This window comes from Mycetohabitans sp. B3 (assembly GCF_021498065.1).
Taxonomy (GTDB): Bacteria; Pseudomonadota; Gammaproteobacteria; order Burkholderiales; family Burkholderiaceae; genus Mycetohabitans.
This window is the reverse complement of sequence record NZ_JAHLKN010000032.1, coordinates 32084-55302: the sequence shown is the minus strand read 5'-3', so window position 1 is coordinate 55302 and position 23219 is coordinate 32084. Positions and strand designations below refer to the sequence as shown.

The window sequence follows — 23219 nt, the reverse complement described above, 5'->3', positions numbered from 1 at the left end:
ACGCGCTAGAATGGTCGGCCACGGTCTGATAATTTAGAACGATCATGCACAAATCGCGCGGATTGCGCTACACTGGATCGTACATTTCATGGGTATGAAAGTTCTTGATTTAACCTGCGAGCACGCGCACCGGTTCGAAGGCTGGTTTCAGTCGGCTGAGGACTTCAAGTCGCAACTGGAGAGGCACTTCGTTGAGTGTCCGATATGTGGTTCGAAGACGGTGCAGCGCGTGCCGTCGGCGCCCCGGTTGAACCTGTCAGGTGCGACCGCGCCGGCGCAATGCGATGGCGCGCCGGGCGTCGGCGGGCAGTCGCTGAATGCGGGCGAATTGCAGGCGCGTTGGCTGCAGATGATGCGGCAGGTGATCGAGCACACCGAAGACGTAGGCGAGCAGTTCGTTGAGGAAGCGCGGCGGATCCACTATGACGAGGCGCCGGCCCGCAGCATCCGCGGGGTCACGACGCTTGACGACGCGCGGGCTCTGTTGGACGAAGGCATCGACGTGATGCCGTTGCCGTTGCCAGCGTTGCTGAAAGAGCCGCTCCAATGATCTGGGCGGCGCTTCAGCTGCGCGTAACAGCGTGCGGCAAGAAAACGAGCGCATGGATTTCAGTACCCGTCCTGCCGACTCGGTTTCTTTAGCGTTGCGCGTACTGCGTGGCGCCGAACAGGACTTCGCGCGCCTTGTCGTCGGTCAGCGCCTTGCGCGCGGATACCAGCACTTCGACGCCCCGCTGCACCGCGGGCCGCGCATTAATGCGTTGCTGCCATGCGCTCACGTTTGGGAAGTTGTCGAGATCGATTCCCTGATTCTTCCACGAGCGCGTCCACGGGAATGCCGCGATGTCCGCGATCGTGTAGTCATCACCGGCCAGATAGGGATGCTTACCGAGCTGTTTCTCCATCACGCCATACAGCCGTCGCGCTTCGTTCGTGTAGCGATTGACCGCATATTCGATCTGCTCCGGCGCATAGATCCGGAAGTGGTGCGCCTGTCCGAGCATCGGGCCAAGTCCACCCATCTGAAACATCAGCCACTGCAATGTCGCATAACGTTGGGCCGGATCGGCTGGCAGAAATTTTCCGGTCTTCTCCGCGAGGTAGATCAGGATCGCGCCCGATTCGAACAGCGCGATCGGCTGGCCACCGGGACCCTCGTGATCGACGATCGCCGGGATCTTGTTGTTTGGGCTGATCGCCAGAAACTCGGGCTTGAACTGGTCGCCTGCGCCGATGTCGACCGCATGGACGGTGTAGGGCAGCGCTAGCTCTTCAAGCATGATATGGACCTTGTGGCCGTTCGGCGTGGCCCAGCTGTAAATATCGATCATATCCGCTTATCGAGGCGCGTCCCCGGTGCGCGGATCCGGCCCGCGCGCGCTTTCGGCGCCCCATCCTGTAGAAAGTTGAATGTTCACACGATGCCTGCAGCGCATCGAGCGCCGTCGGCTGCGAGGTGCATGCTATTTAAGCATAGAACCGGCTGGATCGCAGCGTCACGGGCCAGGCTTACACGCGGGACGCCGTTTTTGTCTTTCAGATACGATGCCAGCTCCAGTCGGGCGATTGCTGCGATGGACTTCATTCGGTCCGTCGGCCTGTCGCAGCGTACGCGCCGACGTGTACGCGTAGGCCCGCGGTCATTTATAGCGCGCTTCGCGATTTTCCAGGAACGCGCTGATCCCTTCGAGACCATCGCGATGATGCAGCGACGCGACGAAATGGTCCCGTTCGGCGACCAGCTGCTCGGCCAGCGGTTGCCTGGGGGCATCGTCGACGAGCGCCTTAATCCGGGCCACCGCGTTTGGCGACAGCCGCGCCAGCTCGTCAGCCCATGCGAGTGCGCTCTCCAACGCTGCGCCTGCTGCGCTGAGCCGGTTGACTACGCCCAGCGCCGCCAGGCGCGGCGCCGGCACCGGCTTGCCTTCCAGGATGATTTCGGTGGCTAGCGCGCGCGGCAGTGCCCGGGACAGGAACCATGAGCCGCCGCCATCGGGCGTGAGTCCGACACGCGCATACGACATCACGAATTTTGCGTTGTCCGCTGCCACCAGCAGGTCGCAGGCGAGCGCGAGCGAGAAACCTGCGCCGGCCGCTGCCCCTTCGACCGCGGCGATCACCGGTTTGCGTGAGGCGCGGATCGCGCTGATCCACGCGCCGAGCAGGTCGATGCTGTCGGCCTGCACCGATGGGCCCTTCGCCCGATTCTCCAGCAGCCGGTGCAGGTTGCCGCCCGCGCAGAAGAAATCGTCGGCGCCGGTCAGCACGATGACCCGGATCTCCGGGTCGCGCTCGGATGAATCGAGCGCCTCGATGCCGGCGGCGTACATGTCAGGATGCAACGCGTTGCGTGCGCCCGGGTTGGACAGCGTGAGCACGAGCGTCGCATCCCGGCGGGTGGCGAGCAATTCGGCGGTCATCGGTGGATTCCTTCATGTTGGGGGGCGTCGCTCTCGACAGGCAGCAGCGACAGGCCCAGTTGTGCGCGGCGCGCCAGCCATGGCGACGGCCGGTAGTGCGGATCGTTCAGTGTGGCGCAGATGGGCGCGCGCCACACGCTACAGCGCGGCAAGGCGCTCGAGCGCGCTTGCCAGCGTTGTTTCGCGTTTGGCAAAGCAAAAGCGCACGACGCCGGCGTCGTGCGCCCGATGATAGAACGCGGACACGGGAATCGCCGCAACACCGATCTCGACGGTTAACCACCTGGCAAACTCCGCCTCTGGCAGTGCCGAGATTGCCGAATAATCGACGCACTGAAAATACGTACCTTCACATGGCAATAGCTTAAAACGCGTGCGTTCCAGGCCGGCACGAAAGAAGTCGCGCTTGGCCTGGTAGAACGCCGGCAACGTCAGGTAGGGCGCTGGGTCGGCCATGTACGCGGCGACGCCTGCCTGGGTGGCCGAATTCACCGTGAACACGTTGAACTGGTGGACCTTGCGGAACTCGGCGCTCAATTCGCGCGGCGCGGCGACGTAGCCGAGCTTCCAGCCGGTCACGTGATAGGTTTTGCCGAAGCTTGATACGATGAAACTATGCGCCGCGAGGTCCGGATAGCGCGCAACACTCTCGTGGCGGGCGCCGTCAAACACCATATGCTCATAGACCTCGTCAGACAGCACTAGGATGTCCGTGCCGCGCACGATGTCCTGCAGCGCCCGCATGTCGCTGTCGCGCCAGATCGTGCCGGTTGGGTTGTGCGGCGTGTTCACGATGATCAGCCGGGTCTTCGGCGTGATCGCCGCGGCGAGTTGGTCGAACGCAATCCGATAATCGGGTGCGTCCAGCGTCACGAACACGGGTTTGCCACCCGCCAGCTCAATTGCCGGCAAGTAGCTGTCGTAGTAAGGCTCGATCACGATGACCTCGTCGCCCGGCTGCACACAGCACAGCACGGCAGTGAGCAACGCTTGCGTTGCGCCCGCGGTGATGGTGATTTCGCTGGCCGCATCGTAACGATGGCCGTACAGCTGCTCGATCTTTGCGGCAATCGCATTGCGCAGCGACGCAAGACCGGCCATCGGCGGGTACTGGTTGAAGCCGTCACGCATCGCCTGCGCGACCGCATCGATAATTGTCGGGTCGCAGTCGAAATCTGGAAACCCCTGACCCAGGTTGACGGCGTTGGCCTCGGACGCGAGCGCGCTCATCACCGTAAAGATCGTCGTGCCGACTTGCGGCAACCGCGATGGGAAGGAGGGCACGCGGGGCGACGTATCGGGCGGGCGATGCGAGGCGTTCATGGCATAAGCGTTGTGTCGATAGGGGGAGCCGTGCGACCGGATGATCGATGCCAGCAGGCCTATTGTACGGTAGGCTCGTGCATTGCGTCGCCCGCCGCCGACTGGGCAAGGCCTGCGGCGGCGACGAACTGGGCCGGCTGCACAATGCGCAAGTCGAACTCGCGCGCCATCCGGCGCGCCATCTTTAACAGCGCCCTGTCCTTGGTGACCAACCACTGTGCGGCTGCGTCATACGCTAATTCGAGGAACTTTTGGTCGTCGCGGTCTCGGCACAGCGGTAGTGCGCGCGGTGCGGCGCCGGCTGCGCGCGCACTTGCGCTCGCATTCGCGCCTGCCTCCGGTACAGACATTGCAGTGCCGCCCTTCGTGCGCAGCGCCGGTGCTACGCGCACACACAGCCGGGCGAGCCGCGCGAGTGCCGCCGGCTTATCGATTGCGTAGCGTACGAACTGCGGGTAGTCGAGCACGCGCTGCAGCTCGTTGAGGCAGCGGTCGTTCTGCACCGCGTCGAGGCTGCCGTCCTGCAGCGCTATTGCAATCAGGCGGGTCGCGGGATCGTCGAATACTAGGATGTCGATCCACACGTTCGTGTCGAGTACCACCCGTGGACGGACGAAGGCAGCCGCAGGGGCGCTCGATGGTGCGACAGGGTCGGCCGGCAGCGGCGGGGCGGAACGGGAGGGCGTCATTGTCGATACAATGGCAACGCTTGCGGCCAATCACGCCGCGCGATGCCTTTTTTCAGTCAGCCTTCCATGATAATCGTTTTGTCGCCCGCCAAGTCACTGGACTATGACACACCGCCCCATGTACGCAAGCATACGCTACCGGCGTTCCTTGACGACTCGGCCGAGTTGATTACGCAGTTGCGCACGTTCTCGCCGCAGCAAATCGGCACATTGATGCGTCTTTCCGATCCGCTCGCGCGCTTGAACTATACGCGGTACGGCGACTGGTCTGCCGCGCGGTTCGCGCCACCGCATGCCAAGCAGGCGATGCTCGCGTTCAATGGCGATGTCTACGATGGGTTCGACGCGCGGTCCTTGTCTGCCGCCGATCTGGATTATGCGCAACGCCATATACGCGTGCTCTCCGGCTTATATGGGGTGCTGCGTCCGCTTGATCTAATGCTGCCGTACCGGCTCGAAATGGGTACGCGGCTTGCCAACCCGCGCGGCAAGGATCTGTACGCATTCTGGGGCGACAAGATTACCGCTGCGCTGAGCGCACAGCTCAAGCGCGCAGGTGGCGCGCGGGTATTGATCAATTGCGCGTCGGACGAGTATTTCCGTTCGGTCAGGCCGCGCCAGCTTGACGCACCGGTGATCACCCCAGTGTTCGAGGACTGGAAAAACGGTCAATACAAAATCATCAGCTTCTACGCCAAGCGTGCGCGTGGCGCGTTCGCCCGCTTTGCAGTCGTGAACCGGATCGACGAGCCGGCTAGGCTCATCGCGTTCGACGCCGACGGCTACCGGTTCGATGCGAAGGCGTCGAACGATTCGACCTATGTATTTCGTCGCAAGCAGGCCACTTGACTCCATTCGTTGCGGATCCGACCCATGAGCATTCACATCAGTAGTCAATTCGATTCAGGGGCAATTGATGTCGTATCGTGCGAGCGCGCGGACGACATTCGATTGCGGTTGCGCGCCGACACCCAAGCGGCGTTTGCGCAGTGGTTCTATTTCTCGCTGAGCGGTGCGAAAGACGTGGGCTGCACGATCACGTTCGAGAACGCGTCGCACAGTGCTTTTCCGGATGGATGGCACGGTTATCAGGCTGCCGCGAGTTATGATGGCATCGACTGGTTCCGGGTGCCCACCACGTATGACGGTCAGGTGCTGCGCATCTGTCATCGGCCGGCGCACGACCGGATCTATTACGCGTATTTCGAACCGTATCCGTATGCGCGACATGCACAGTTGGTCGACACGCTGGTCCAGCAGCCTGGCGTGCGCTTGACCGAACTGACCCGTACCGTGCAGGCGCGTGCGCTGGATCTGCTGACCGTTGGCGAACCGGCGCCGCACAAGCGCAACATCTGGATCATCGCAAGGCAGCATCCGGGCGAGACGATGGCGCAGTGGTTCGTCGAGGGTCTGCTCAGGCGCTTGTGCGGCCTTGGCGATTGGCGGGGCGACCCGCTGGGCCGCATCGTGCTCGAACGTGCGGTCTTTCACGTGGTACCGAACATGAACCCGGATGGCAGCGCGCTGGGTAACTTGCGCACCAATGCCGCTGGCGCGAACCTGAACCGGGAATGGTTGCAGCCGGACCCGCATCGCAGCCCCGAAGTGCTGGCCGTACGCGACGCTATCCATGCGAGCGGTTGCGACATGTTCTTCGATATCCATGGCGATGAAACGCTGCCATACGTCTTCGTCGCCGGCTCGGAAATGCTGCCCGATTTCTCTCACGCGCAACGTCGTGTGCAAGACGAATTCATCCGCCATTTCAAGCGCGCCAGCGCGCACTTCCAGGATGAGCACGGATACGAGTCCGGGCGTTACCAGCAGGATGCGCTCCAGCTCGCCTCCAAGTATATCGGCCACACCTTTAAGTGCCTGTCGCTCACGCTTGAAATGCCATTTAAGGACGATGCGAACTTGCCTGACCCGCACGTCGGCTGGAACGGCGCGCGCAGTGCGTCGCTGGGTGCGGCGATGCTGCAGGCCATCGGTTGGCAACTCGACGCGATGTGACGCACTGCGGCATTGTGTGCGCAGCGTTTGTCACACGCAGGCGCGTGCATGGTGGGCTCAGCGCCGCCGGCCTTTCTTGCCGGTGCCTTTGCCTGCCGCCTTCGCTGGACTTTTGCGGCCCGAGCCGCGCAACGCCTTTTTGGCCTTGCCGGCCTGGCGACTCGGCGCAGCGCGCTTAAACGGCGCGACCGGATCATTCCAACTAAAGGCGAGCATTTTCGCGTCGACGTAGCCGCAGCGGAATTTCAGCGCGTCGGGCTTCGTTGAACCATCCTTGCGCATGCCGACCCCTTGGACGGTGACGATCGAATCGACCTTGATCCGTTGCTTGCCCTGGTCGAACGAGCCTTTCCATGGCTTGACTTCGGCGTGCGCGGGATCGAACGAGCTGTGTGGAAATTCGACGTGGTCAAACGCGCTCGATGTGCCGACGATAAAGTCGGCGTGCGCCGCGCAGTCCGCGACTAGCGGATTGGCTCTCATTTGCGTGATGAATTGGTAGACTAGCTCGTTGTGGTGTTCGACTTGGTCGGCGCAGGCCATCGTGGGAATGGCGATTGCCATGGCCACGAGCGCGCATGAGGCCATGGCGCCGATCAGTCGTTGCATCGGGCGCGACGTAGAATGACGATCCATCTAATCCTGTTGCTAGGTGCCGTGAAAAAAAGCCGCGGTCGAAGTGAGAGGATGTGCGCAAGTGGATTCGCACGCGATGTCGAGTCCGGACTTGGATACACTCAGAGGCCCGCGGTTGAGCTAGCGTTCTATCTTAACGCAAAACAGAGGAGGTACTGCGGCCGGCCGGCGTAGCGCGCGGCAACTGTTGCACACGACATAGTGGACCGCCAGGCTGCTGAGTCAGGCGCGCGGGCCCCGGTCCATGTGGCGGCGATCGAACCGGTAGCGGCGTACATCGTACGTGGTGACCCACGCCGGGCGATAGACGGCGAACAGCGCGGTTAGCATGCCACAGAACCACGCTTCGCCGGAGGCGAGCATGCCGACGGCCATCCCGTAGCCGGGCGGGATCACGGCCGTATCACCGTGGGCCAGCACCAGGTATAGGCCTAGTGCACCGGCACAGGCGGCAACCAGCGCTAGCGCGGCGGTCACGAAGCCGTGGCCGAAGATGAACATCAACAAGTTTCGCGGTAACCATGCGGCAATAACCCGCTGTAGCAGCGTCGAGACAAAGACCGGCACTGCCCCAAATATGACAAAGGTCAGACCCACGCCATCCCACGGTACGCTGAAAATCGCGGCCACCAGCGCGCATATGGCTGCCATCGACACCAACGCGAGCGACCAGCCGAACAGCGTGACCATCAATGTCGCGCCAAGCAGATGCATCACCGGGCCATCGTTCAGCCATGCGTTGGTGGCCCACATGACCGCGATCGCCACGGTCATGCCAAGCCACAGGTGCTGCAGCGTATCGTCGCGCAACCGCGCGAAGGGCTTCTTCCATGCCGCGAGCACAAGCAAAGCCACGGCGGCAAGGTTGCCACCTATCGCCAACCACCATGGTAACGACGTGTAGAGGAATCCCATATCACACATATTACTCGCTGCGCGGCTCCCGGTGGTGGAAGCAAATCGCATGCCCGCGCACGGCGTTGCGATTCAACGACGCTTGCGTGGAACGACCTTGTATGGCACGCCGTCTGGCTCCGCGGCTTGCAGTATCGCTTGGTCGCGCCCATTGGCTGCGTCGCGCCGCCGGTGCTCGCGGGTGGCCGCACGCAGCGGCGTCGGCCCAGCCTCACCATAGACCGGTTGCCGTGCCTGCTGGGTCGCATCGCGTAGCACTTCCAGTGCGCCAGTCTGCCAACCATTGTAGATCGCCACCGCGGCCGCGCGATTGGTGGCGCCAAGCTTCTCGAAGATCGCGCCGAGATGGATCTTGACCGTTCCTTCACTGATGCCCAGCGCGCGTGCGATGCTTTTGTTGGTCGCACCCATGTGCACAAGCCGCAGGATTTGCTCTTGGCGCGGCGACAGTAGGCCAGACGACGCACTTTGGCGCCGGCAGGCTGCTCGGTTCAGCGAACTGTCCCCGTACGCGTTGATTGGCACGACGGTGGGCGTGTGCAGATTCAGTCCACTGGGCGGCACGTAGTGCCCGCCGAGCAGCACGATCTCGAACGCGCGAACGATAAGACGCGGATTGAGGTGCCGCGGCACAACGCCGAGCACGCCGGCGTCGACCAGCGACTTGACCCGCGTTGGGCTGGCATCATCGACCAACGCCGCAATCGGCAGGTTGGGATAATGGCGCCGGAGATCGAAGATATCCTGCACACTCATCCCATCCTGCCAGTCGATGACGAGCATGTCTGGGCAGGCATGTTGCAGGACGCGCTGCGCTTGTCGCCAGTCACGCGCATCGTAGAATGATGCATGTCGATTAATCTGGCGCAGCAATGTTTTTAGCCCTTCGCGCCTCTCGGCTTGCTCATTCAGCAAGCAGACTTTCATGACCACTTCTCCCTGACTGAGTCCACACAACCGCGCCGCCGCGTTGGCCAGCGCGGCGGACATCAGAGATCAATGATGGCAAGAACAAGCAGTGGGCCGGCATTAGCCGAAAGGCCAGTCGGAACGCGTCTTGACGGCTCTTCGGCCGATGACGCGACGCACGTGGCGGGTGGGAAAAGCGCGGGTCTTAGTGGAAGTGAGGTTGCGCTGGTTCGGCATCCTCAGGCATTTCGGCATGCACGATCTCACCGAGTGGGTCAGCATACAGTGGCACGCCACAGTCGTCGCAGTACTCCGGTTCGAATCGTGCCGCGTGACGACGGATATCAGTGACACCAATTTCCTTGAGCAGTCCGATGACATCGTCGAGCATGCCACCGGCCGGATCTTCGTCGGGCGGCACGTCGTCATCTGGGCCGAGATCGCCGTTCTCGCGGCCGTACAGCGGCCATACCACGCCGTAGATCACGTCGTTGCTGCCGCGCCGGGTGAAGGCGATCCGATATTCATCTACGCGCCGTTCGCCGAAACCGGCGACAACCGCACGTAGTCCATCCGGTTTGGCACCGATCGTGTCGCCCAGATACCTGACTGCAGTGCGCACGGTATGCGGGCGGATTTGCTCATCCGCGTCGCGGCAGGCCGAGTAATACGCGTCCGGCAGCAGGCAGTCGAATTCGCAGCCGGGCAGCACACCCGACAAGTTCGCGCCGCCCTGCGCACGCCATTGTTCCAGGCACTGTCCGCGCTCAACGCGTGCGCCGTTCTCCTCCTCCTGCCAGCGAAACAGCGGCTCGCCGGCCGGCACGGCGACCACAGACAGCAGAAAGCGTGGATCGGCGAGGATTGGTGATGTTTCAGGAAGATCGCCGAAATTTAGCTTGATCGTGCCGCCGACCAGCGCCGCTTGGCCAAGTTGCTGCGCGAGCCGGAACGTCTCGACGTGATGGCGTGGTAACTGGTCGATGCTGTACAGATACGGCGCTAACGCGACGCGCGCCCGTGCCGCGAAGATGTGCGCTTGCAACTGCGCACGCAGCGCATCGACGACGTCGCCTTTCAGCGGGCCGGACGGGATCATGTAACGCGTCCATGCGAGCACTGGTGCCGCGATCAGCAGTACATCGTACGGTTGACCCTCGTGCTCGATGCGGAACGATTCGCTATGGGTCTCGGCCATGTCGGCGAGGGCACCATAGGCGTCCGTATGTTTTTGCTGCAAATGGTCTAAAGCGGCATCCAGTGTCGTCTGGTTGCCATTGCGGATCACTTTTTCGATGAGCGCATCGAGCTTTGCTTCCCAGAAGCGGTCTTCGATGCGGCTGCCGGACGCGAAAAGCGCGAGCGACAGACCGACCAGCTTGTCGGCGTCGGGTGGGAGACGTTTAGCGATACGCGAGCGCATGGTGTGCCAATTCAGGTGCAAAGAACCTTACATTTTAGTCCGGATCGAGGCTGACGGTACATTTTCCGTCGTCCATGGAGGCGGGCTTTCGTGCAATGGCGCGTTTGCTGCCGCAGCAGGACTGCGTCGTGTCGAAGTTGCGATGCACTTGCGTGATACACGCGTCTCACGGGTATGCTGCCGCGGGCTTTGGCCGCCAGGAAGGCCAAACAAGCACGGAAAGACAGCAGAGACGACGGTCTCACGTGCGCTGTGACGCCGCGTCTCGGCGCAGGTCACCGGCGACCAGTCCGCGTTCGGCCGGGTTGCGTTGTGCAGTGCAGCGCTACAGCCCTCGCGAATTCAGGAGCGCATCGATGTAGTGGATTTTACGAGCCTGTTGCGCTGCCACATCGTGCCGCCCGTGAACGAACCTGCCGCAGGTCCGCCGGCTGGCACCGTTCCTGCATGGGCATACCAGCGCGCAAGTAACGACGGTCGCGTAAGTAACGGCCGCCGTGCAAAACGGCTCCCGTGCAAGCATGCAGGTATAGCGGACGCGGCGAGCCAAGCCCCCGGTACGCAGGCATAAAGCATATAGCACACGGACACACAGGCATACAGGCACGCAAGCCGCAGGTACGCGTGGTGCCCGGCTGGCCCATTCGTTGATTTGGCATCGAACAACTAGGATGGAGGCACAATCGTGAACGACACAACTCCCTTACAGCAACCCAGCATGAAAGCCGCCGTTTGGCGCGGCCGCAAGGACATTCGCGTCGAGCAGGTGCGGGTTCCCGATGCCCCTCCGCCAGGATGGGTCAAGATCCGGGTGCACTGGTGCGGTATCTGCGGCTCTGACCTGCATGAATATGTGGCGGGACCAGTGTTCATCCCGGTCGAGCGTCCTCACCCGCTTACTGGGCTGAAAGGCCAGTGCATCCTCGGGCATGAATTCAGTGGTGAGATCGCCGACATCGGCGCTGGCGTAAGCGGTTTTTGCGTCGGCGAGCGGATCACAGCGGATGCATGCCAGCACTGCGGCACGTGCTATTACTGCAAGCATGGCCTGTATAACATTTGTGAAAACCTAGCGTTCACCGGCCTGATGAACAATGGGGCGTTCGCCGAGTACGTGAATGTGCCGGCGGAGCTACTTTACAAACTGCCGGATGATTTTCCGACCGAGGCTGGTGCGCTAATTGAGCCGCTCGCCGTTGGGCTACACGCGGTGAAGAAGGCGGGTAGCATCGTCGGGCAGACCGTGGTGGTGGTAGGTGCCGGTACCATCGGGTTGTGCACGATCATGTCCGCCAAGGCCGCTGGCGCTGGCCGTATCATCGCGCTCGAAATGTCCGCCGCGCGTAAGAAGAAGGCGCTGGAGGTCGGCGCTACGACGGTGATCGACCCGACCCAGGGTGACGCGATTGAACAGGTGCGCGCGTTGACCGGTGGCTATGGCGCGGACGTGTCGTTCGAGTGCATCGGCCATCGCACCACGGCCAAGCTGGCGATCGACTTGATCCGCAAGGCCGGCAAGTGCGTGATGGTCGGTATCTTTGAAGAGTCGAGCGAGTTCAATTTCTTTGAGCTCGTCTCGACCGAGAAGGAAGTCATCGGCTCGCTAGCCTACAATGGTGAATTCGCCGATGTGATCCGCTATGTTGCGGATGGGCGCATCGACGTGCAGCCGCTGATTACCGGTCGCATCGCGCTGTCTGACATCGTGAGCAAAGGATTCGAGGAGTTGGTCAACAATAAGGACGCGAACGTCAAAATCATCGTGTCGCCGGTCGCCGCCTGACGTGCGCGAAGTCAAGCCTGACGCGCGCGAAGTCAAAAAAGCCCGACGCCGTTGAACTGCACCCAAAAGTTGGACGCCGATCCGACCTTTGGGGTGCAGTGGCGTAGGGCTTTTCCATTGCTGCACCGGTACAGCAGATCCGGTGCGGTGTCTGCAACGGCGTGCGTTATGCGGTCAGCAACTGGCGCAGTACGAACGGCAGAATCCCGCCGTGCTTGTAGTAGTCGACCTCGATCGGCGTGTCGATGCGCAGCAGCACCGGCACCTTCTTCACGCCGTTTTTGCCGCGGACGACCAGCGTGACTTCCTGTTGCGGCTTGAACTCATCCGTCAGGCCCTCAATGTCGTAGGTCTCCTCGCCGGTGATGCCGAGCGACTGCACGCTGTCCTCATTGATGAACTGCAGCGGTAGCACGCCCATGCCCACCAGGTTCGAGCGGTGGATGCGCTCGAAGCTGCGCGCCACGACCGCCTTCACGCCGAGCAGGTACGTGCCCTTGGCCGCCCAGTCACGCGATGAGCCGGTGCCGTACTCTTCGCCGGCGAATACGATGGTTGGCGTGCCTTCGGCGATGTACTGCATCGCGGCGTCATAAATCGACGTCTGTTCGCCGCTCGGCTGGTGAATGGTCAGGCCGCCTTCCACCCGCGAGCCGTCCGGCTTGGCGGGAATCATCAGGTTCTTGATCCGCACGTTGGCGAACGTGCCGCGCATCATCACGTCGTGGTTGCCGCGCCGCGAGCCGTAGCTGTTAAAGTCGGCCTTCTGCACGCCGTTCTCCTTCAACCAGCGGCCGGCCGGCGAGTCTTCCTTGATTGATCCGGCCGGGCTAATGTGGTCGGTCGTCACCGAGTCGCCGAAGATGCCCAGTGCCCGGGCGTTCTTGACCGGCGTGATCGACTGGGCCGACTGCATCGAGAAATGCTCGCCGAAGAACGGTGGCTCGGCGATATAGGTCGACTTCGGCCAGTCATAGACCTGACCCTCGGCGCCCTCGATCTGACTCCACAAGTCGCCTTGCTTGGTCAACTGCGAGTAGTTCTCCTTGAACTTTTTCGCGTCCAACGCGTACTTGAGTAGCTGGTTGACTTCATCACTGGACGGCCAGATGTCGCCCAGGTAGATGTCGCGGCCGCCCTTGCCTTTGCCGACCGGCTCGGTCATCAGGTCGCGTGTGATCGTGCCAGCGATCGCGTACGCGACCACCAGCGGCGGCGACGCGAGGAAGTTCGCGCGGATGTTCGGGTGGATCCGCGCCTCGAAGTTACGGTTGCCTGATAGCACCGCGGCGGCGACTACGTCATGCTTGACGATTGCATCATTGAGCGGCGGAGTTAGGTCACCGGCGTTGCCGATACAGGTCGTGCAGCCGTACGCTGCGACCGTGAAGCCGAGCTTCTCCAGGTACGGCAGCAGGCCGGTGGCGCTCAGGTACGCTGTGACGATCCGCGACCCCGGCGCGAGCGACGTCTTGATGTGCGGGGCCACCGTGAGGCCCGCGTCAACGGCCTTCTTCGCGAGTAGGCCGGCGGCGATCAGCACGCTCGGGTTCGATGTGTTCGTGCACGAAGTGATCGCGGCGATCAGCACGTCGCCGTTTTTCAACTCGACGCCATCGGTGGTCTTATATACCTTGCCCAGGTCGTCGGCTTTCTTTGCGAAGCCGTTTTGCGCGACCGGCAGCGAGAACAAGTCAGCGAACGTGCTTTTCACGTTGCCGATCTCAATCCGGTCCTGTGGGCGCTTCGGACCGGCAAGCGACGGCGCGACCGTGCTCAAGTCTAGCGTCAGCGTCTTCGTGTAGTCGATCTGGCCGGCGCCTGGGATGCCATACAGGCCCTGCGCTTTGAAGTAGTTCTCGAACGCGGCGATTTCCTCCTTCGTGCGGCCCGTGCCCTTGAAGTAGTCGATCGTCTTGTCGTCAACCGGGAAAAAGCCCATCGTTGCGCCATATTCTGGCGCCATGTTGCCGATTGTGGCACGGTCCGGCAGCGTCAGCGATGCGGTACCTTCACCAAAGAATTCGACGAACTTGCCGACCACCTTCTCCTTACGCAGCATCTCAGTGATCGTCAGCACCAGGTCCGTCGCGGTCACGCCTTCGCGCAGCCGGCCCTTGAGTTCGACGCCGATCACGTCAGGCGTCAGGAAATACACCGGCTGGCCGAGCATGCCCGCCTCCGCCTCGATGCCACCCACGCCCCAGCCGACCACGCCAATGCCGTTGATCATCGTCGTATGGCTGTCGGTGCCCACCAACGTGTCGGGATAGTAGATCATGCCGCCGTCCACGCTCTTTTTGTGCACGCCACGCGCCAAGTATTCCAGGTTCACCTGGTGCACGATGCCTACGCCCGGTGGCACGACCTTGAACGTGTCGAATGCCTGCATGCCCCATTTCATGAACTGGTAGCGCTCCTTATTGCGCTCGAACTCCAACTTCATGTTCAGGTCCAGTGCATCCTTCTGCCGGAAGTAGTCAATCTGCACCGAGTGGTCCACGACTAGGTCGACCGGCACTAACGGCTCAATGCGCTTCGGATTCTTGCCGGCGCGCTGCGCGACGCCGCGCATTGCCGCGATGTCGGCCAGTAGCGGCACGCCAGTGAAGTCTTGCAACACAACGCGCGACACAACAAACGGGATCTCGTCGGTGCGCGCGGCGTTGGGCTGCCACTTCGCCAACTGCTCGACGTGCTCCTCGCTGATCTTCTTGCCATCGTAATTGCGCAGCACGGATTCGAGCACGATACGAATCGACACGGGCAGGCGGTCGATCTGAATGCCGAGGGCTTTGCCGAGCTGCGGCAACGAGTAGTATTTACCCTTGCCTGAGCCGCTGTCGAATTCCTTAAGCGTTTTGTGGAGATTGTGGGCCATGGTGTTTCCCTTGGGTTGATACGCGTGGGTTCAGTCAAATCACGTACAAATCGACATACTCGTTGACGGGCATCGCCCCTCGAGGCGGGCCGGCTCCAGCGAGACGTCAACAATGGCGTTGCGCTGCTTGTCGGCGAAGCGACGCGCAAGATTCGCGCGGAACTTATCAACCAGCAACGAGATGCCGTCGGCGCGGTGGCGCGGGTGCCCGATCGGGTACTCAACCACCACCTCGTCGAATTTCGTGCCGTCGTCCAATTCGACGGTTAGCGCGTCGATGCGCGCGTCGCGTGCGACTTCGTCCTCATAGTCAGCCGCCTCAAGCCGGCCGAGCAGCTTCGTGCAGGCCGGGTAGGACAGCGCCTGTAGCCCACAACCAAGCGTGTCGAGCAGACAGTAGCACACCGTCTCTAGCGCGAGCGCACTGTCGACGCGGCAGTGCTGCACGTAGTCGATGCTGGCGACCAGCATGGAATCCGGTTCGGGGCGCACGTTCGAGGTCGGTGCAGACATGGCGGGGGCCCTGGTATACGGCCGGGTGTCGCTCAGTTACCTTGCAACAGACCCGGACGCTGCTTGAGCGCCTCGGTCTGGATCGGCGCCGGCGCACCGGCGACCATTGCGGGCGTCTTACATTCGTCGGCCAGTCGAGAGCTATTCTTGTCGGAGAACAGCATCGCCTTGGTCGGAATCACGATCAGATCCAGTCCTGTCGCTGCGTCGTGGAAGCGATCGGCGCCGGTGGTCGTCTGCTCGCGCGGCAGCTTGTAATTCTTGCCTGCCCAATGCACGGTGACAATCTGGTCGCGCTTCATGTCGCCACTCACGAAAAACTCGCTGTTTTCCGCGCAGCCCCATTTTGTCGCGCCTTCCGGCACCGGATCGGCGATCGTTTTTGCGGCGGCCTTCTTGGCGACGCGCTTCTTGAACAATCGATGGCTTGGCTCGGGTTTCTTTGTGCCGGATTTGACGGACGCGGAACTGGCGCCGGTTACGGCGGCCGTGGCGGCGCACGCGTCGGCAGTGACGAACAGCGTGGCGCAGAGCACGCCGATGGCGGTGGCGATAGCGAGTGTCTTCATCTGTATCCATACCTCGAAAAATGGGCGTCAACCGGGCGTGCGGGCGGCGCGCGCTGTTGGCCGGACGTTATTCTCGCCTACTTAACAAGGGGGCAGATATTGGGTTTGCCGTTGCGGCGCGATTCGCCGCGGCGGCATCCGACACGGTGTCCCCAGCAGGCGTGAACCAGGCTGCAACGTCGCTCGCAAGCGGCCGACCGGACGCTTGCGCACGGCGCAGCACGCACCAGTAGTAGCGGTAGCTCGCGCGGTCGTGCAGCGTGTCGCGGTGGCGAATGGGTCCCCATTGCGCCTGCTGTGCGGCACGCAGGATGTCGGTGGCAAGCGCCAATTCGTCGTCGCGCGGCGCGAAGGCGGCGACGATCGGCTCGATTTGCGCCGGATGGATGCTCCACATCCGCGTGTAACCGAATTCGTCGCGGGCTCGCGTGGCATCCTGCGCGACGCGTTGCGCGTCGCGAACATCGGTCGTCACGTTGTGTGACGGCACCTTGCCGTGCGCATGGCAGGCCGCGGCAATCTCGAGCTTGGCGCGGCGCACCAGCGGATGGTCGAATTGCCCCGGCGAGCGCATCGCGGCGTCAGGAACTGCGCCGTGATGCGCGGAGACGAAATCCATCAGGCCGAACGACAGCGATTGCACGGCTGGCAGCGCGGCCAGTGAAAATACCGCGTCGAGCGCGGCATGCGTCTCGATGAGCAAATGAACCGGGATGGGGGCGGGCAGACCCGTCTCGCGGCGCACCGCGTCGATGAATGCGCACTGCTCGGCCGCCTCGTGTAGCCCACGCACCTTCGGCAACATGATGTACGCGGGCGAGCGCCGTGGTGCATGTAGCACGATGCGCACGTCGTCGCGCCAATGCGGATGATCGTACGCGTGGATGCGCACGCCGACGCGGCCAAAGTGATTGGCCTCGCCGTGCAATAGCGAGGCGACCAGCGCCGCGTGCTCGGCCTCACGTCCGACCTGCGCGCCGTCTTCGCAATCGAGCGTGATGTCGAACACCGGTCCGAGCCGCTGCTGCAGCTCGAGCGACTTGCGCATCAGCTTCTCACTGCCCGCGTAATGATCGCACGCGGGCAGCAGCGCGGGCGGCACTTCGCCATCGAACAGGACATCGGCAGGCGTCAAGGCGCGCATTGTCGGCGTGAAGCGCGTGCCGGCTCAGCCGAGCAGGTGTTGCACGCCGTCACGCTCCTCGAGCAGCTCGCTGAGCGTGGCGTCCATCTTCTCGCGCGAGAACGCATCGATCTCCAGACCCTCGACGCGCTTGTACTCGCCGTTCTCGGTGATCACTGGCACGCCATAGACGATGTCTTCCGGGATGCCGTACGAGCCGTCGGACGGCACGCCCATCGTGACCCACTTGCCGTTGGAGCCGAGCACCCAGTCGCGCACATGGTCGATTGCCGCATTGGCTGCGGACGCGGCCGACGACAGTCCACGGGCCTCGATGATCGCCGCGCCGCGCTTGCCCACCGTCGGGATGAACACGTTGCGGTTCCATTCGTCGTCGTTGATCAGTTGGGTTAGTGACTGGCCCTCAACCGTTGCGAAGCGGAAATCCGGGTACATCGTCGGCGAGTGGTTACCCCATACCACGAGCTTCTCGATTGAGGCGACCGGCTTGCCCGCCTTAGCGGCCAATTGCGACAGCGCGCGGTTGTGGTCCAGGCGCAGCATCGCGGTAAAGTTCTTCTTGGGTAGGTCCGGTGCCGACTTCATCGCAATATAGGCGTTGGTGTTGGCCGGGTTGCCCACCACCAGCACCTTCACATCGCGGCTAGCGACCTCATTGAGCGCGCGACCCTGCACCGTAAAGATCTCGGCGTTGGCCGACAGCAAGTCCTTGCGTTCCATGCCCTTGGAACGGGGGCGGGCGCCGACCAGCAGCGCAACGTCGGCATCCTTGAATGCAACTTTCGGATCGTCGGTGACGACCACGTCGGACAGCAGCGGGAAGGCGCAGTCCTCGAGCTCCATCACCACGCCCTTGACGGCGGCTTGCGCCTGCGGCAAATCGAGCAGTTGCAGAATGACGGGTTGGTCTTTGCCAAGTAGGTCGCCATTAGCGATGCGAAATAGCAGCGAGTAACCAATTTGACCTGCGGCGCCAGTGACGGCAACGCGCTGAGCGGGCTTAGCCATTGATAAATCTCCAGGAGGACGAGACGTTGAACGCAACAAAGAACGCCATTTTAAGCGCGCCGCGTGGCTCTTTGCAGCATGCCCGGGCTGACGTTCGTCGCGCGTTGGTGAAGCGCGGTCTCGTTTGCCGCATGGGCGAACCACCTGCTGGGATGCGGTGCTCGCGCACGCGGCTAAACGGGGCGTGCCGGTAAATTTCGGTCTTTCCGTATTGCGCGGTGTATCGCGCACCGATCCGGCACGATACGCCGTAAAGCATTGCATAGCAACGAAGTTTAGGAGCCAAAGGGGGTAAAGTCAACCGTATCTTATATCTTATATAAGACAGATGAATAGGGCGAAAAAAGATGGACGGTGTGGCGACCTTCATGATGAAATAGCGCCATGAATTCGATCCACGCGAGCCCGGGCAACATGACGGACGGCACCGAGCGCGGCCTGGCCGCGGGCGCGCCGTCGCCCACATTCAGCCCGCTTTATCAACAGATCAAGGCGCTGATCACGCAAAGCCTGGAGTCGGGCGAGTGGAAGCCGGGCGAGATGATCCCGAGCGAGGTGGAATTAGCTGCACGCTACAAAGTCAGCCAGGGCACTGTGCGCAAGGCGATCGACGAGTTGGCCGCCGGCAATCTGCTTGTGCGCCGCCAGGGTAAGGGTACGTTCGTGGCGACCCACCACGAGGACCGCGTGCAGTTCCGTTTCCTGCGGCTGTTGCCCGACCAGGGCGAGTTGCAGCCGCACGAGAGCCGCCTGTTGGAGGTACGGCGCTTGCGTGCACCGGCGGAGATCGCACGGCAGCTGGAACTCAAGCCCGCGGACCCCGCGGTGCTGGTCAAGCGCGTGCTTGAGTTCGAGGCCAAGCCGACGGTGCTCGACGAAATCTGGCTGCCCGGTGCGATGTTTCGCGGGCTCACGCTGGAGCGGCTGTCCGAGTATAAGGGGCCGCTGTATGCGATGTTCGAGACGGAGTTCGGTACGCGAATGATCCGCGCGTCCGAGAAGATCCGCGCGGTGGCCGCCGACGCGGCGGTGGCCGCGCTGTTGGGTGTCGCACCCGGTTATCCGCTGCTGTCGGTCGATCGCGTATCGTACACGTACGGTGATCGACCGGTCGAAGTGCGGCGCGGCTGGTACGTGACGGCCGGATACCATTACCAAAACGATTTGAGCTGATAGAAAAAGACGATGGCACCGACGCGCGGCAGTCCAGTCTGGCGCGCGCCGCGCGCGTTGTGCAACCCCTATTGTTGCGTATAAGGCAAAGCAATCTTGCAACACTGGCGCCCGAAAGAACGCCGGCGCAACATTGTTGCGATGCATTGCGAAAAGAAAAGGCGTTAAAATTACGGGTTGGTGTCTCAACTTGGGGTCTAGCAATGGCTGAAGCCGTAAAAAAACCAAGACCGGAGTACCGGAACATCAGTATCGGCCAGATACTGACATACCGACTACCGCTCGCGGGCCGTGTGTCCATCCTGCATCGCGTCAGCGGTGCGCTGCTGTTCCTGCTGCTGCCTTTCTCGCTGTACCTGCTTGAGCAGAGCCTGACTTCGGAGCTCAGCTTTGCGTCCCTGAAAGCTTTCTTTTCCTATCCCTTAGTCAAACTCATCGTGCTCGTGCTGTCGTGGGCGTACCTGTTCCACTTCTGCGCCGGACTGCGCCACTTGCTGCTAGACACGCACCGTGCGGTCACGAAGCAGGGCGGCAAGCAAACGTCGATCGTCGTATTCGTGGTGTCGTCGGTGCTTACGATCGCCGTCGCGCTCAAACTGTTCGGAGTCTTTTAAATGGCAGCGAATCACCGCATTGGTCCGAAGCGTCTGGTCGTCGGCGCTCACTATGGGCTGCGCGACTGGATTGCGCAGCGCGCGACCGCGGCGATCATGGCAATCTACACGGTCATCCTGCTCGTCTGGTTCTTCTCGGCCGGTAACTTTTCGTATGACGGCTGGGCGGCGATCTTTTCGATCCAATGGATGAAGCTCGCGACGTTCGTCACGCTGCTCGCGCTTTTCTACCACGCCTGGGTCGGCGTGCGCGACATCTGGATGGATTACGTGAAGCCGGTCGGCGTGCGGCTCGTGCTGCAGGTGCTGACGATTGTCTGGCTCATCGCGTGCGCGGGCTACGCCGCACAGATTCTCTGGAGAGTTTAAAGCATGGTTGCAATTAAGAATTCGCTGCCGCGTCGCAAGTTCGACGTGGTGATCGTCGGCGCGGGCGGCTCTGGGATGCGCGCGTCGCTGCAACTGGCGAAGGCTGGCTTGTCGGTCGCCGTGCTCTCCAAGGTGTTCCCGACCCGCTCGCACACGGTGGCTGCGCAAGGCGGCATCGGCGCATCGCTCGGCAACATGAGCGAGGATAACTGGCACTACCACTTTTATGACACGATCAAGGGCTCAGACTGGCTTGGCGACCAGGACGCGATCGAGTTCATGTGCCGCGAGGCGACGAACGCGGTCTACGAGCTTGAGCACTTCGGCATGCCGTTCGACCGCAATCCAGACGGCACGATCTATCAGCGCCCGTTCGGCGGCCATACCGCGAACTATGGCGAGAAGCCGGTGCAGCGCGCTTGCGCGGCCGCGGACCGCACCGGCCACGCGCTGCTGCATACGTTGTACCAGCAGAATGTGCAGGCCAAAACGCATTTCTTCGTCGAATGGATGGCGCTGGACCTGATCCGTGACGCCGAAGGCGACGTGCTCGGTGTAACCGCGCTCGAGATGGAAACCGGTGACGTCTACATTCTCGAGGGCAAGTGCACGCTGTTCGCGACCGGCGGGGCCGGGCGCATCTTCAATGCGTCGACGAACGCGTTCATCAATACCGGCGACGGTCTCGGGATGGCCGCGCGCGCTGGCATCGCGTTGCAGGACATGGAATTCTGGCAGTTCCACCCGACCGGTGTTGCGGGCGCGGGCGTGCTGATTACCGAAGGGGTGCGCGGCGAGGGCGGCATTCTGCGTAACGCGAACGGAGAGCGCTTCATGGAGCGCTACGCGCCGACGCTGAAGGACTTGGCGCCCCGCGATTTTGTGTCGCGCTCGATGGATCAGGAAATCAAGGAAGGGCGCGGCTGTGGTCCGAACAAGGACTACGTGCTGCTGGACCTGTCGCACATCGGCGCGGAAACGATCATGAAGCGCTTGCCGTCGATTCGCGAGATCGCGCTGAAGTTTGCGAACGTCGATGCGATCAAGGAGCCGATTCCGGTGGTGCCGACGATCCATTACCAAATGGGCGGCATCCCAACGAATATCCATGGCCAGGTCGTCGGCACGCCGAAGGGCCATGAGGAGCCGGTCAACGGCTTCTACGCGGTCGGCGAATGCTCGTGCGTATCGGTCCACGGCGCGAACCGTCTTGGCACGAACTCGTTGCTGGACCTTGTGGTGTTCGGCCGCGCGGCCGGCAATCACATCATCAAGCACGTGAAGGACGTGAAGGAGCACAAGCCGTTGCCGGCCGATGCGGCCGATTTTGCGTTGGCGCGGCTGGCCAAACTCGATGCGTCCACGTCGGGCGAGTACACGCAGGCGGTGGCGGCGGACATCCGCAAGACGATGCAGGCGCATGCGGGCGTGTTCCGCACGTCGAAGCTGCTTGCCGAAGGTGTCGTGAAGATCCGCGAAGTGTGCGCGCGCGCTGGCGACGTGCATCTGAAGGACAAGTCGAAAGTGTTCAATACTGCGCGCGTCGAGGCGCTCGAGCTAGCCAACCTGACCGAAGTCGCTCGTGCGACGATGGTGTCGGCCGAGGCGCGCAAGGAGAGTCGGGGGGCGCACGCGCAGAGCGACTATGAGCACCGCGACGATGAAAACTGGCTGCGCCATACGCTGTGGTTCAGCGAAGGCGACCGTCTGGACTACAAGCCAGTCCACATGAAGCCGTTGACGGTCGATTCGGTCCCGCCGAAGCCGCGGACCTTCTGAGCGACGCGCAGCAAGTCAAAGGAAACGAACATGGCAAAACGTATTTTTGAAATTTACCGCTACGATCCGGACAAGGACGCCGCGCCGCGCATGCAGACGTACGAGATCGAGCTCGACTCGCATGACCGGATGCTGCTCGACGCGCTGGTCAAGCTCAAGTCAATCGATGAGACGATCTCGTTCCGCCGCTCGTGCCGCGAAGGCGTGTGCGGTTCGGATGCGATGAACATCAACGGCAAGAACGGGCTGGCGTGCCTGACGAACCTGAACGAGCTGCCGCACAAAATCGTGCTGCGTCCGTTGCCGGGACTGCCGGTCGTGCGCGACCTGATTTGCGACTTCACGCAGTTCTTCAACCAGTATCACTCGATCAAGCCGTACCTGATCAACGACACGCCGCCACCGGAGAAGGAGCGGTTGCAGTCGCCCGAGGAGCGCGACGAACTCGACGGCCTGTATGAGTGCATCCTGTGCGCGAGCTGCTCGACGTCGTGCCCCAGCTTTTGGTGGAACCCGGACAAGTTCGTCGGCCCGGCGGGTTTGTTGCAAGCGTACCGATTCATCGCCGACAGTCGCGACCAGGCAACCGGCGAGCGGCTGGACAACCTGGAAGACCCGTATCGTCTGTTCCGTTGCCACACGATCATGAACTGCGTCGACGTGTGCCCGAAGGGGCTCAATCCGACAAAGGCGATCGGCAAGATCAAGGAACTGATGGTGCGCCGGGCGGTTTGAGGCTGACGTGTCTTCGTCTCATCAGTCCGACCCTACGCGTCGCGCGCGGCTTCGCTGGCGCGCGCGACGCGGCCTGCTGGAAAACGATCTGATTTTTGAGCGTTTTTTCAGCCGATATGAACATGCACTCAGCGACGCGGACGTTGGTGCGCTCACGCAATTGCTGGAGCTGTCCGACAACGAGCTGATGGACCTGCTGCTGTCGCGCAGCGAACCCGATGGCGCGCTCGCGACGCTCGACGTGGCGCGCGTACTCGGCTGGCTGCGTACGGTGTGATTCATGCGTCATATCGCAAACTGTTTCCCATACCACGATTGAG

Annotated in this window: 22 protein-coding genes and 2 pseudogenes; 10 read left to right on the top strand and 14 right to left on the bottom strand. The window is 62.3% G+C overall.

Annotated elements, in window-relative coordinates; translation table 11 throughout:
- The first annotated feature begins 94 nt into the window (after positions 1 to 94).
- A complete protein-coding gene (locus tag KQH55_RS09580; RefSeq protein WP_076795807.1) occupies positions 95 to 550 on the top strand; it encodes a DUF1178 family protein in 456 nt (151 codons plus the stop codon).
- 88 nt (positions 551 to 638) lie between these two features.
- Here the strand turns inward: KQH55_RS09580 and KQH55_RS09575 are convergent, their stop codons facing one another.
- The 4 genes from KQH55_RS09575 to KQH55_RS09560 form a co-directional block, all read right to left on the bottom strand.
- Entirely contained in the window at positions 639 to 1331 is a 693-nt protein-coding gene (locus KQH55_RS09575; protein ID WP_076795805.1) for a glutathione binding-like protein, read from the bottom strand.
- Positions 1332 to 1640: 309 nt separating this feature from the next.
- Positions 1641 to 2420, bottom strand: coding sequence for an oxepin-CoA hydrolase, alternative type (locus KQH55_RS09570; RefSeq protein ID WP_076786467.1), 780 nt, complete (start codon positions 2418 to 2420; stop codon positions 1641 to 1643).
- A 138-nt stretch (positions 2421 to 2558) separates the two neighbouring features.
- Positions 2559 to 3743, bottom strand: coding sequence for a pyridoxal phosphate-dependent aminotransferase (locus tag KQH55_RS09565; protein ID WP_235090688.1), 1185 nt, complete (start codon positions 3741 to 3743; stop codon positions 2559 to 2561).
- A gap of 59 nt (positions 3744 to 3802) precedes the next feature.
- Positions 3803 to 4345 carry a PIN domain-containing protein gene (locus tag KQH55_RS09560; RefSeq protein WP_235090716.1) on the bottom strand — a complete coding sequence of 181 codons (543 nt, stop codon included), beginning with the start codon at positions 4343 to 4345 and terminating at the stop codon, positions 3803 to 3805.
- Between the two features lie 153 nt (positions 4346 to 4498).
- Between KQH55_RS09560 and yaaA the strand changes: the two genes are divergently transcribed.
- Positions 4499 to 5281, top strand: a complete 783-nt coding sequence (yaaA, locus tag KQH55_RS09555) for a peroxide stress protein YaaA (protein ID WP_076795800.1) — start codon at positions 4499 to 4501, stop codon at positions 5279 to 5281.
- A 24-nt stretch (positions 5282 to 5305) separates the two neighbouring features.
- Positions 5306 to 6448, top strand: coding sequence for a M14-type cytosolic carboxypeptidase (locus KQH55_RS09550; RefSeq protein WP_235090687.1), 1143 nt, complete (start codon positions 5306 to 5308; stop codon positions 6446 to 6448).
- 57 nt (positions 6449 to 6505) lie between these two features.
- Here the strand turns inward: KQH55_RS09550 and KQH55_RS09545 are convergent, their stop codons facing one another.
- From KQH55_RS09545 to KQH55_RS09530, 4 genes are all read right to left on the bottom strand, one after another.
- Positions 6506 to 7084: a BspC domain-containing protein gene (locus KQH55_RS09545; protein ID WP_076786475.1), complete on the bottom strand. Its 579-nt coding sequence runs from the start codon at positions 7082 to 7084 to the stop codon at positions 6506 to 6508.
- Between the two features lie 222 nt (positions 7085 to 7306).
- Complete coding sequence (locus tag KQH55_RS09540; protein WP_076797239.1) at positions 7307 to 7999, bottom strand: energy-coupling factor ABC transporter permease; 693 nt, start codon at positions 7997 to 7999, stop codon at positions 7307 to 7309.
- A gap of 72 nt (positions 8000 to 8071) precedes the next feature.
- Positions 8072 to 8926, bottom strand: coding sequence for a response regulator transcription factor (locus KQH55_RS09535; protein ID WP_076787778.1), 855 nt, complete (start codon positions 8924 to 8926; stop codon positions 8072 to 8074).
- 187 nt (positions 8927 to 9113) lie between these two features.
- Positions 9114 to 10331, bottom strand: coding sequence for a DUF2863 family protein (locus KQH55_RS09530; RefSeq protein ID WP_235090686.1), 1218 nt, complete (start codon positions 10329 to 10331; stop codon positions 9114 to 9116).
- A 718-nt stretch (positions 10332 to 11049) separates the two neighbouring features.
- Between KQH55_RS09530 and KQH55_RS09525 the strand changes: the two genes are divergently transcribed.
- The gene (locus KQH55_RS09525) at positions 11050 to 12114 is read left to right on the top strand and encodes a 2,3-butanediol dehydrogenase (RefSeq protein WP_235090685.1); all 1065 of its coding nucleotides are present in this window, start codon (positions 11050 to 11052) and stop codon (positions 12112 to 12114) included.
- Positions 12115 to 12280: 166 nt separating this feature from the next.
- Here the strand turns inward: KQH55_RS09525 and acnA are convergent, their stop codons facing one another.
- The 6 genes and pseudogenes from acnA to KQH55_RS09500 form a co-directional block, all read right to left on the bottom strand.
- Entirely contained in the window at positions 12281 to 14995 is a 2715-nt protein-coding gene (acnA, locus tag KQH55_RS09520) for an aconitate hydratase AcnA (RefSeq protein WP_235090684.1), read from the bottom strand.
- Positions 14996 to 15029: 34 nt separating this feature from the next.
- Positions 15030 to 15331, bottom strand: a pseudogene (gene prpD, locus KQH55_RS09515) (2-methylcitrate dehydratase); the annotation flags it as partial.
- A pseudogene (gene prpD / locus KQH55_RS16925) lies at positions 15319 to 15508 on the bottom strand (2-methylcitrate dehydratase); the annotation flags it as partial. The pseudogenes prpD (KQH55_RS16925) and prpD (KQH55_RS09515), both read right to left, overlap by 13 nt.
- 32 nt (positions 15509 to 15540) lie before the next feature.
- Entirely contained in the window at positions 15541 to 16077 is a 537-nt protein-coding gene (locus tag KQH55_RS09510; RefSeq protein WP_235090683.1) for a hypothetical protein, read from the bottom strand.
- A gap of 67 nt (positions 16078 to 16144) precedes the next feature.
- Entirely contained in the window at positions 16145 to 17221 is a 1077-nt protein-coding gene (locus KQH55_RS09505) for a CoA ester lyase (RefSeq protein WP_235090682.1), read from the bottom strand.
- 24 nt (positions 17222 to 17245) lie between these two features.
- Positions 17246 to 18229, bottom strand: a complete 984-nt coding sequence (locus tag KQH55_RS09500; protein ID WP_235090681.1) for a malate dehydrogenase — start codon at positions 18227 to 18229, stop codon at positions 17246 to 17248.
- 414 nt (positions 18230 to 18643) lie between these two features.
- Between KQH55_RS09500 and KQH55_RS09495 the strand changes: the two genes are divergently transcribed.
- The 6 genes from KQH55_RS09495 to KQH55_RS09470 all read left to right on the top strand — a co-directional run bounded on the left by KQH55_RS09495 (position 18644) and on the right by KQH55_RS09470 (position 23176).
- Complete coding sequence (locus tag KQH55_RS09495; protein ID WP_235090715.1) at positions 18644 to 19402, top strand: GntR family transcriptional regulator; 759 nt, start codon at positions 18644 to 18646, stop codon at positions 19400 to 19402.
- A 203-nt stretch (positions 19403 to 19605) separates the two neighbouring features.
- Positions 19606 to 20016: a succinate dehydrogenase, cytochrome b556 subunit gene (gene sdhC / locus KQH55_RS09490; RefSeq protein ID WP_076786491.1), complete on the top strand. Its 411-nt coding sequence runs from the start codon at positions 19606 to 19608 to the stop codon at positions 20014 to 20016.
- Complete coding sequence (gene sdhD / locus KQH55_RS09485) at positions 20017 to 20385, top strand: succinate dehydrogenase, hydrophobic membrane anchor protein (RefSeq protein WP_076786493.1); 369 nt, start codon at positions 20017 to 20019, stop codon at positions 20383 to 20385.
- 3 nt (positions 20386 to 20388) lie between these two features.
- Positions 20389 to 22164, top strand: a complete 1776-nt coding sequence (gene sdhA / locus KQH55_RS09480) for a succinate dehydrogenase flavoprotein subunit (protein WP_076786495.1) — start codon at positions 20389 to 20391, stop codon at positions 22162 to 22164.
- A 30-nt stretch (positions 22165 to 22194) separates the two neighbouring features.
- Positions 22195 to 22899, top strand: coding sequence for a succinate dehydrogenase iron-sulfur subunit (locus KQH55_RS09475; protein ID WP_076786497.1), 705 nt, complete (start codon positions 22195 to 22197; stop codon positions 22897 to 22899).
- 7 nt (positions 22900 to 22906) lie between these two features.
- Positions 22907 to 23176, top strand: a complete 270-nt coding sequence (locus tag KQH55_RS09470; RefSeq protein WP_076795780.1) for a succinate dehydrogenase assembly factor 2 — start codon at positions 22907 to 22909, stop codon at positions 23174 to 23176.
- The last annotated feature ends 43 nt before the right edge of the window (positions 23177 to 23219 follow it).

Excerpts from the sequence above, each read along its gene's own strand:
- KQH55_RS09580 (WP_076795807.1), top strand. The coding sequence starts at position 95 with ATGAAAGTTCTTGATTTAACCTGCGAGCACGCGCACCGGTTCGAAGGC.
- KQH55_RS09575 (WP_076795805.1), bottom strand. The coding sequence starts at position 1,331 with ATGATCGATATTTACAGCTGGGCCACGCCGAACGGCCACAAGGTCCAT.
- KQH55_RS09570 (WP_076786467.1), bottom strand. The coding sequence starts at position 2,420 with ATGACCGCCGAATTGCTCGCCACCCGCCGGGATGCGACGCTCGTGCTC.
- KQH55_RS09565 (WP_235090688.1), bottom strand. The coding sequence starts at position 3,743 with ATGAACGCCTCGCATCGCCCGCCCGATACGTCGCCCCGCGTGCCCTCC.
- yaaA (WP_076795800.1), top strand. The coding sequence starts at position 4,499 with ATGATAATCGTTTTGTCGCCCGCCAAGTCACTGGACTATGACACACCG.
- KQH55_RS09550 (WP_235090687.1), top strand. The coding sequence starts at position 5,306 with ATGAGCATTCACATCAGTAGTCAATTCGATTCAGGGGCAATTGATGTC.
- KQH55_RS09545 (WP_076786475.1), bottom strand. The coding sequence starts at position 7,084 with ATGGATCGTCATTCTACGTCGCGCCCGATGCAACGACTGATCGGCGCC.
- KQH55_RS09540 (WP_076797239.1), bottom strand. The coding sequence starts at position 7,999 with ATGGGATTCCTCTACACGTCGTTACCATGGTGGTTGGCGATAGGTGGC.
- KQH55_RS09535 (WP_076787778.1), bottom strand. The coding sequence starts at position 8,926 with ATGAAAGTCTGCTTGCTGAATGAGCAAGCCGAGAGGCGCGAAGGGCTA.
- KQH55_RS09530 (WP_235090686.1), bottom strand. The coding sequence starts at position 10,331 with ATGCGCTCGCGTATCGCTAAACGTCTCCCACCCGACGCCGACAAGCTG.
- KQH55_RS09525 (WP_235090685.1), top strand. The coding sequence starts at position 11,050 with ATGAAAGCCGCCGTTTGGCGCGGCCGCAAGGACATTCGCGTCGAGCAG.
- acnA (WP_235090684.1), bottom strand. The coding sequence starts at position 14,995 with ATGGCCCACAATCTCCACAAAACGCTTAAGGAATTCGACAGCGGCTCA.
- KQH55_RS09510 (WP_235090683.1), bottom strand. The coding sequence starts at position 16,077 with ATGAAGACACTCGCTATCGCCACCGCCATCGGCGTGCTCTGCGCCACG.
- KQH55_RS09505 (WP_235090682.1), bottom strand. The coding sequence starts at position 17,221 with ATGCGCGCCTTGACGCCTGCCGATGTCCTGTTCGATGGCGAAGTGCCG.
- KQH55_RS09500 (WP_235090681.1), bottom strand. The coding sequence starts at position 18,229 with ATGGCTAAGCCCGCTCAGCGCGTTGCCGTCACTGGCGCCGCAGGTCAA.
- KQH55_RS09495 (WP_235090715.1), top strand. The coding sequence starts at position 18,644 with ATGACGGACGGCACCGAGCGCGGCCTGGCCGCGGGCGCGCCGTCGCCC.
- sdhC (WP_076786491.1), top strand. The coding sequence starts at position 19,606 with ATGGCTGAAGCCGTAAAAAAACCAAGACCGGAGTACCGGAACATCAGT.
- sdhD (WP_076786493.1), top strand. The coding sequence starts at position 20,017 with ATGGCAGCGAATCACCGCATTGGTCCGAAGCGTCTGGTCGTCGGCGCT.
- sdhA (WP_076786495.1), top strand. The coding sequence starts at position 20,389 with ATGGTTGCAATTAAGAATTCGCTGCCGCGTCGCAAGTTCGACGTGGTG.
- KQH55_RS09475 (WP_076786497.1), top strand. The coding sequence starts at position 22,195 with ATGGCAAAACGTATTTTTGAAATTTACCGCTACGATCCGGACAAGGAC.